The sequence below is a fragment of the Lentiprolixibacter sp. genome, from assembly GCF_982873095.1.
On the sequence record NZ_CEYNTP010000147.1, the window covers coordinates 1 to 7157 of the forward strand.

Genomic DNA, 7157 nt, shown 5'->3' on the forward strand with positions numbered 1-7157 from the left:
CCAGGCGCCAATCCACTCACCAGTAGCCAATTTGGGTATCCACTTTTCCTTTTGCTCAACACTCCCGAACATCAGCAGGTGATTGGTACACAAAGAATTGTGTGCCGCTATCGAAAGCCCTATGGAGGGGTCTATTTTAGATATCTCTTCAATGATGGCAACGTATTCATGGTAGCCAAGGCCAGATCCACCGAGTGATTCCGGAACCAGAATACCCATAAATCCCATTTTTCCGGCTTTTTTAAAAAGCTCTACCGGGAAGGTCTGAGCCTCATCCCATTCCATTACGTGGGGGGCGATGAATTGGGCAGCGAAATCATGGGCAGATGTCGCCACCATGCGTTGGGTTTCAGAGTATTCGAAACCCGTTAAGGACATTGTACCAGTAATCATAGTAGCAATTTTTTACAGCGACAAATATAGTTTAATTTGATCAATCTTATCCTTGGGGAAATCTTGAATTTTTGTTAATTCATCGAGGTTTTGAAAGGGGCCATGACGTTCTCGGTAGGCAATAATCCGCCTTGCCAATGCCCAGTTGAAGTAAACCAGTTCGGTCAGTTCTTCTACAGTTGCCCGGTTTATATCTATCGTTTTGACCTCAGGTAGGTGCAGTACCCGGTAGCGTTCCAGAATACGGTCAGCAACGGCAGTGTCAAGTCCGTAGACATGATACAGCTGTGCGTTGACCTGGAAGCCATTGAACCGATCTCGGAATTTGACGATACGTTCACCAAGTACAGGACCAACACCCCGTATGGCCCGTAAGTCGGTTGCACTTGCGGCATTCAGGTCTTTAACCACAGGCTCGGCAATAGTTCTCTTTCCTGACGGGTCTTTTCTTTTGTAAGGTCGCTGTGTTTCAAAGCGCAACCGGGGAGATATCTGCTGCATCATAGCCTCCGATATTCCTGTGACGCGTTGGAAATCTTTCCTGTTCTTTATTCTATGACCCTGGATACGATGGATAAGGAGGCAGTCTATTTCTTTCGGACGAAGCCCCAGCATATACCCCTGGTAATCGTCCAGGGTATTCGGATTGTACAAATAATTGTACTCCTCAGTTTGCGCTATTCCCCTTAGGGAATCCACCCAGATCAATGCGCGTGGTGTAGCGCGAAGCGACTCATCTGCCCCTTTAGGAGGTAGGGTTAACAGGAGGTAACGGACCCCCTGAAAGAGCAGCAATACCAGCAACAAAAAGAAAATCCCACTGCGTTCCTGTCTGTTGAAACGCCAGTGGGATTCCCTATGTCTGTAATTTCTTCTTATTTAACGGTGTTTTTGATGGCCTGCAGGTATTTGGACATTTCCTCCCTAACTTTCGGGAACAGGAACATCAATCCTAGCATGTTGGGGAATACCAGGGCCAATATCATGGCATCTGAGAATGCAAACACTGCACCCATGGACGCAGATGCGCCAATTACTACAAATACAATAAAGAGAATTTTATACACGAGATCAGCCGTCTTGCCCCTTCCAAAAAGGAACTTCCAGGATTGTAGGCCGTAATAGGACCAGGATATCATCGTGGAAATAGCAAAGAGCACAACAGCTAATGTCAGCACATACGGGAACCACGGTAAAACAGATTCAAAGGCCATGGACGTCAGGTTAACCCCACCAATGGATTCACCATTTACAAGCACGTTTCCGGCCCCATCACCTCCATATTCGAAGACGCCACCACTGTTGTAAAAAATAATTACTAGAGCTGTCATAGTGCAAATAACGACTGTGTCAATGAAAGGTTCCAGCAGTGCAACGATTCCCTCACTTGCGGGATATTTTGTCCGAACAGCGGAGTGCGCTATGGCAGCGGATCCTGCACCTGCTTCATTGGAAAAAACGGCCCGCCTGAACCCAATGATCAGGACGCCAAAGAGTCCACCTAATCCGGCTTCCGGAGTAAACGCCCCTTTAATTATCAACATAAATGCGTCGTCTATATAGCTGAAATTCGCTACGATGACGATAATACAGGCCAGGGCGTAGATGACTGCCATAAAAGGAACGATCTTTTCTGTTACCGAAGCGATACGCTTGATCCCCCCTATGATCACAACACCTACAACAAAGGCCAGGATCATCCCGATAATGAACCCGGTAGATCCTCCTTGTAAATTAAACATGGCTGCCAGCTGTTCTGCCGCCTGGTTGGATTGCACGGCATTACCCCCACCAAATGATGCGCCCACACACAATATTGAAAATACAACGGCAAGGGCTTTACCCAGACCGGTGAAACCGCGCTCTGTAAGACCACGCGACAAATAATACATAGGGCCTCCGTATACTGTTCCGTTCTCATCCACATCCCGGTATTTCACCCCAAGGGTACATTCCACAAATTTTGTGGACATACTGAGCAATCCGCATATGATCATCCAGAACGTTGCTCCGGGCCCCCCTATGGCAATTGCCAGGGCCACACCAGCGATATTACCAAGGCCCACTGTACCGGATACGGCCGTGGCAAGGGCCTGGAAATGGCTTACCTCCCCCTGCTTGCTCTCATCGCGAATTGTATCGGGCAGATCTCCGTCCACGATATTTACCTCAGCCTTTTCCACCCCGTGGCCTTCCGGGGATTCCACAGCATCGTACTTACCACGTACCACATTGATGGCAAGCGGAAACCTTCTTATGTTCACAAAGCCAAAATACAAGGTGAAGAACGTGGCTCCTAAAACCAAGATGATCACAATAAGGGGAATACCCGTTCCCGGGACCTGCCAGAAAACGATCCCCTCCCAGACCGCAGTGATGGGCTCGAACCAGGCGTTAATACGCTCATCAAGGCCCATTTCAGAACTTTCCTGGGCAATGGATATAAAAGGTAAACATATGGTGATAAAAGTGAGAAACTTCTCCTTCATAGTGATTTGTTTTGGAAATAGAATTGGTTTGTAGGGCGGCAATATCCTAAAAAATAGCTACACAATCAAATATTAGCCCAAATACGCTTAGCCAATATGGAACATCTCGTTGAGTTTTCTGATCTGCTCAGGACGACCGAGTACAATTACTTTACTCTTGGGCTCCATTTTCAGATCGGCCTCCGGATTTATTATATATTGGCCATTGGGATCAATGTAACCAATTATAGTGCAGCCTGTACGCCGGCGTAAATCCAGGTCGCGAAGCGATGTACAATCCATCTGGTCGGCAAAGTCTTCTATGGGCACTTCTTCCAGGTTGGTATCTTCCCCTTCCGTGGACAGTTTGTCCATGAAGGTGATCAGGTCTGGGTTGACAACCAGGGAAGCCATATGGTCTCCCCCGATTTTGTCGGGCATGATCACACTATTGGCTCCGGCAAGGGTAAGTTTTTTCTGGGAAGTAACCTGGGAGGCCCTGCTTATGATAAATAAGTTGTTGTTTAATTGACGAGCAGACAATACTACAAAGAGGTTGGCAGCATCATCAGGAAGGGTAACAATAAGGTATTTGGCATGTTGCACCCCGGCTTCTATTAGTACATCATCCTCATTGGCGTCACCATTTATAAAAAGGGCATCGTCTTCATGTTTCTCAATAATTTTCTCGTCACTTTCAATAACTACAAAAGGCATTTTGTAGGCCTTTAAACGTTCTGCGGCCTGCATGCCGTTTCTTCCATAACCACATACAATGACGTGCTTGTTGAGACTCTTGATTTTGTTTTTCACTTTCTTCTTCTTTAAGAGTTGCAGGGAATTTTTACTGAGGATATACTCCGTGACCACAGAGATGGCATAGGCAAAAATAAAAACACTACTGGTTATCAGAAGCACTGTAAATACCTTGGACTCAGCATCCAGCGGCCGAACTTCCATAAAGCCCACCGTAGTTACCGTGATCACCGTCATATACAGGGCGTCCAGCCATTCGTAATTGGATATATAGCGATATCCGAGGACACCGGCTATGAGCACGGCGGACATCAGGATAAGGGCAATGTAAATTTTGGAACGGAAGAGTCGTAACATAGCTACAGGTCGAATACTGAGGTTCGTTTTGTATACACCAAGTCCTTTATCCTAAGCCAAAAGGCCAGGAACAGGTAAAGCGCGAAGCCAAAACCCAATGTAACAAAGGTAAGGTAGATAAAGGTTGTACGTACTACACGTGTCCGGATACCAAGCCGTTCAGCAATCCTCCGACTCACTTCAAAGCCCCGCTTCTGAAAATAATAGAGTATGCTATAGAAAATATTCACGGATTAAAAATACTATATTCCTTTCAATAAATACCGCCCTATCCTGCATTCCAGGCATCGGTTTTTTCGGCAATAGGTGTTGAATAAATGAAGTAAGGCCTGGCTCTCCCCTGCATCTCTGGCCGCCATGCCAGATTGGCTATAACGTTGTGTGATCCGGTTCCGCTCCGCCGGAATGCTTTGGAGGAGCAGTGTGATTTGCCGCCAGCGATCCTTGCCCTGGGCCCTGCCGTACAGATATTGGAAGGGGATAACCGTATTGAGGATGAGCAAATCTTTGAATCTCCCACTAAGGTGTTTAGGCCTTCTTTTTGCAAGCCTGGCCAGGGTATAATGGGTATCCCAATAGGGACGTGCCGCAACCGATAAACAATTATGTATCTGTTCCCTCTGAGACATCTCCATGAGGTGCCCGAAGAGACGCGGGCGTGAACTCATCAGCACCGCCAGTTGAGAGAGACGGATGGTAGGAAAATTGGAGGGCCGGAGCCGGCAGAATTCAGGCAGGTGAATTCCTGTTGGGTTCAGTGAAAATTTTCGCTTGAGGTAATCGAATTCCGAACACAACCACAACGTGTAGGCATCCGGTTGCCCTACTTTATCAAGCAGGCCGCTCATGCCCAGGAACAAGCACTCCAGAAGATCTGCCCGCTGCCTGATCTTCTGCACCACAGCAAAATCAATATGTTGACCTAGGCTAAAAAAAGCGGCCGCATTGTGGTTGAGCCCAAAATTCTTCAGGAGGAAAAGAAAGAAGACCTGTTCCCAGTTGTTTTGGTTTTCCTCTAAACAAACCGCTATCCGCTTCGTCTGCTCCAGGAGCCTTTTGAAGTACAATTCCACTAACCACTCTTTTGTAAGGGGAAGAGGTACCTGGATAAGGTCACGCTCGCATTTCAGAAACAGGTGTTCCAAAGCAAACTGGCCCTGGCCTGCCCCTATAGTAAAGGTCTCCGAGACGTAATCCCTGAGTTGCAGGGTTGGAATTGGCAGACCATGGGTAGCGAGGACCTCCCTGTTGTGGTCCCATACCACGTGAAGTATAACATTCTGATAATTGGGGTCCCCCTGGTGACCGTGTGCATACCAATCTGAAGACTTGAGGTGGAGCTCCACATGGCCCACCCAGTGGGTTTCCCCTATACGGATCCGAGCGTTGAGAAAATCAGGGCCCGATAAAGAGTTCAGGGAACCGGGATACAGAATGGCAAGAGGTTCTCCATCGGTGGTTTGCAAACCGTTGATGGGCAGTTTCCGCCATTTCCATAGATGGTGTAGATCCTGCTCCTTCATTCACCCAATCTAGCGGGTGAACATGCAGCGCACAAGCAGGGGATAACTATGAGATATTTACTGCCGGATTTCTCCCTGCCATTCAATAATACCCCCTTCGAGGTTGTAGGCATTGGCGAAACCCATGTTCTTCATCAAGGCACATGCCTGACGACTTCGGTTTCCTGAACGGCAATAGACGTAATAGTTCTTAGACTTGTCTAGCTTGTTCAGGGCGTCAAGAAATCCCTGACCTTCATATATGTTGATATTAATGGCCTCAGGGATATAACCTCCTTCAAACTCTTCCGGGGTACGGACATCTAACACTAGGGCTTCCGTATCTTCATTCAGTCCTGAAGTCCAGTCTGTCTGGTTTAAATCTGCCATGATCATTGCTACATCTTGAATTTGGCGGCGAATATACAAACTCCTGCTAACACTGCCCGGTGATCCTTAAGCCCCCGACACCCGATTTCGAAGGTTTAACAAAATTTTAGCGTGCGAGCTTGTAAGAGCATTCCAAAATTCTTATACATTTGTACATACAATTGTTGTAAATACATGAATGTTGAAGAAATCATAAAAACCGACAAAAAAATGCCGTTGGTACAACGCACCATCATTCATTTCTTTTTAGTCAACAACAAGATGAACGAGGCGCTCACAGCTGCCTTGAAACCTTTTGGGGTGTCGCTGCAGCAGTTTAACGTATTGAGGATATTGCGGGGGCAACAGGGTAAGCCTGCTAACCTCAGCACCCTTAACGAACGCATGGTTTCCAAAATGAGCAATACCACAAGGCTGGTAGATAAGCTCATGTCTAAGGGCTATGTAGACCGTATTACCTGCCCGTCTAATCGCAGGAAAGTAGAGATCAGCATTACAGATGAAGGCAGGAAAGCCCTGAAGCATATGGATAAAGTCATTACCGAAACAGAAGAACAGCTTGTGAGGCAGTTGGATAATAAAGAAATGGAAGCACTCAATTTATTACTGGATAAATTTTAATACACCTATAAATCACTTAAAACAAAATCATGAAAAGAAATCTATTGAACCTGGCATTTGCCATAGTAATCGGAACGGCTACGACAGCTGCGAATCCTGTTGAAGAAGTTACCAAGGAGGTAAAAACAGCCGAAAGCACAGTCACCTGGAAAGGATATAAGGTAACCGGGTCCCACACCGGGACCATTAACCTGCAAAGCGGGTCCCTGTCTTTTGACAATGACAAACTTACCGGAGGAGAATTTGTGGTTGATATGACTTCGCTTATCTCTACTGACCTCGAAGGCGAGTACAAAGGGAAATTAGAAGGCCACCTGAAATCTGACGATTTCTTTGGTGTGGAAAGCCATCCAACCTCAAAACTAGTCTTTACTAATGTAACAGCCACAGGAAAGAATTCCTATGAGGTAACAGGTAACCTCACCATCAAAGGAATCACCAAGCCTGTAACCTTTGATGTATCTGTCTATGGCAGCAAAGCTACGGCTACAATGAAGGTAGACCGTTCCGAGTACGACGTACGTTACGGATCAGGCAGCTTCTTTGACAACCTGGGCGACAAGACCATTTATGACGAGTTTGACCTTGTCGTTGACCTGCAATTCTAGGCGAAAAGACCTAACAGATCTAACCCCGACGGCTGAGGCGTCGGGGTTTTTTGATTTTGATT

General features: G+C 46.8%; 9 protein-coding genes. 2 read left to right on the forward strand and 7 right to left on the reverse strand.

Annotated elements, in window-relative coordinates; genetic code table 11:
- From AC4E7D_RS09500 to AC4E7D_RS09530, 7 genes are all read right to left on the reverse strand, one after another.
- A partial coding sequence (locus AC4E7D_RS09500) for an acyl-CoA dehydrogenase family protein (protein ID WP_490173562.1) occupies nt 1-393 on the reverse strand: 393 nt, incomplete at its 3' end.
- Between the two features lie 12 nt (nt 394-405).
- Nucleotides 406-1197, reverse strand: a complete 792-nt coding sequence (locus tag AC4E7D_RS09505; RefSeq protein ID WP_490173563.1) for a ComEA family DNA-binding protein — start codon at nt 1195-1197, stop codon at nt 406-408.
- A gap of 71 nt (nt 1198-1268) precedes the next feature.
- Nucleotides 1269-2882: an alanine/glycine:cation symporter family protein gene (locus AC4E7D_RS09510; RefSeq protein ID WP_490173564.1), complete on the reverse strand. Its 1614-nt coding sequence runs from the start codon at nt 2880-2882 to the stop codon at nt 1269-1271.
- Nucleotides 2883-2969: 87 nt separating this feature from the next.
- A complete protein-coding gene (locus AC4E7D_RS09515) occupies nt 2970-3974 on the reverse strand; it encodes a potassium channel family protein (protein WP_490173565.1) in 1005 nt (334 codons plus the stop codon).
- Nucleotides 3975-3976: 2 nt separating this feature from the next.
- Nucleotides 3977-4204 (reverse strand): PspC domain-containing protein, encoded by a 228-nt coding sequence (locus AC4E7D_RS09520; RefSeq protein ID WP_490173566.1) that lies wholly within the window; start codon nt 4202-4204, stop codon nt 3977-3979.
- Between the two features lie 12 nt (nt 4205-4216).
- Nucleotides 4217-5497, reverse strand: a complete 1281-nt coding sequence (locus tag AC4E7D_RS09525) for a DUF2851 family protein (RefSeq protein WP_490173567.1) — start codon at nt 5495-5497, stop codon at nt 4217-4219.
- 57 nt (nt 5498-5554) lie between these two features.
- Nucleotides 5555-5866, reverse strand: coding sequence for a rhodanese-like domain-containing protein (locus AC4E7D_RS09530; protein ID WP_490173568.1), 312 nt, complete (start codon nt 5864-5866; stop codon nt 5555-5557).
- A gap of 174 nt (nt 5867-6040) precedes the next feature.
- Between AC4E7D_RS09530 and AC4E7D_RS09535 the strand changes: the two genes are divergently transcribed.
- Nucleotides 6041-6487 carry a MarR family winged helix-turn-helix transcriptional regulator gene (locus AC4E7D_RS09535; protein ID WP_490173569.1) on the forward strand — a complete coding sequence of 149 codons (447 nt, stop codon included), beginning with the start codon at nt 6041-6043 and terminating at the stop codon, nt 6485-6487.
- Nucleotides 6488-6516: 29 nt separating this feature from the next.
- A complete protein-coding gene (locus AC4E7D_RS09540) occupies nt 6517-7095 on the forward strand; it encodes a YceI family protein (protein WP_490173570.1) in 579 nt (192 codons plus the stop codon).
- Nucleotides 7096-7157 lie beyond the last annotated feature (62 nt).

What these genes read in the sequence shown, in the direction of transcription:
- AC4E7D_RS09530 (WP_490173568.1), bottom strand. Translation starts at nt 5,866, where the DNA reads ATGGCAGATTTAAACCAGACAGACTGGACTTCAGGACTGAATGAAGAT.
- AC4E7D_RS09515 (WP_490173565.1), bottom strand. Translation starts at nt 3,974, where the DNA reads ATGTTACGACTCTTCCGTTCCAAAATTTACATTGCCCTTATCCTGATG.
- AC4E7D_RS09540 (WP_490173570.1), top strand. Translation starts at nt 6,517, where the DNA reads ATGAAAAGAAATCTATTGAACCTGGCATTTGCCATAGTAATCGGAACG.
- AC4E7D_RS09535 (WP_490173569.1), top strand. Translation starts at nt 6,041, where the DNA reads ATGAATGTTGAAGAAATCATAAAAACCGACAAAAAAATGCCGTTGGTA.
- AC4E7D_RS09510 (WP_490173564.1), bottom strand. Translation starts at nt 2,882, where the DNA reads ATGAAGGAGAAGTTTCTCACTTTTATCACCATATGTTTACCTTTTATA.
- AC4E7D_RS09525 (WP_490173567.1), bottom strand. Translation starts at nt 5,497, where the DNA reads ATGAAGGAGCAGGATCTACACCATCTATGGAAATGGCGGAAACTGCCC.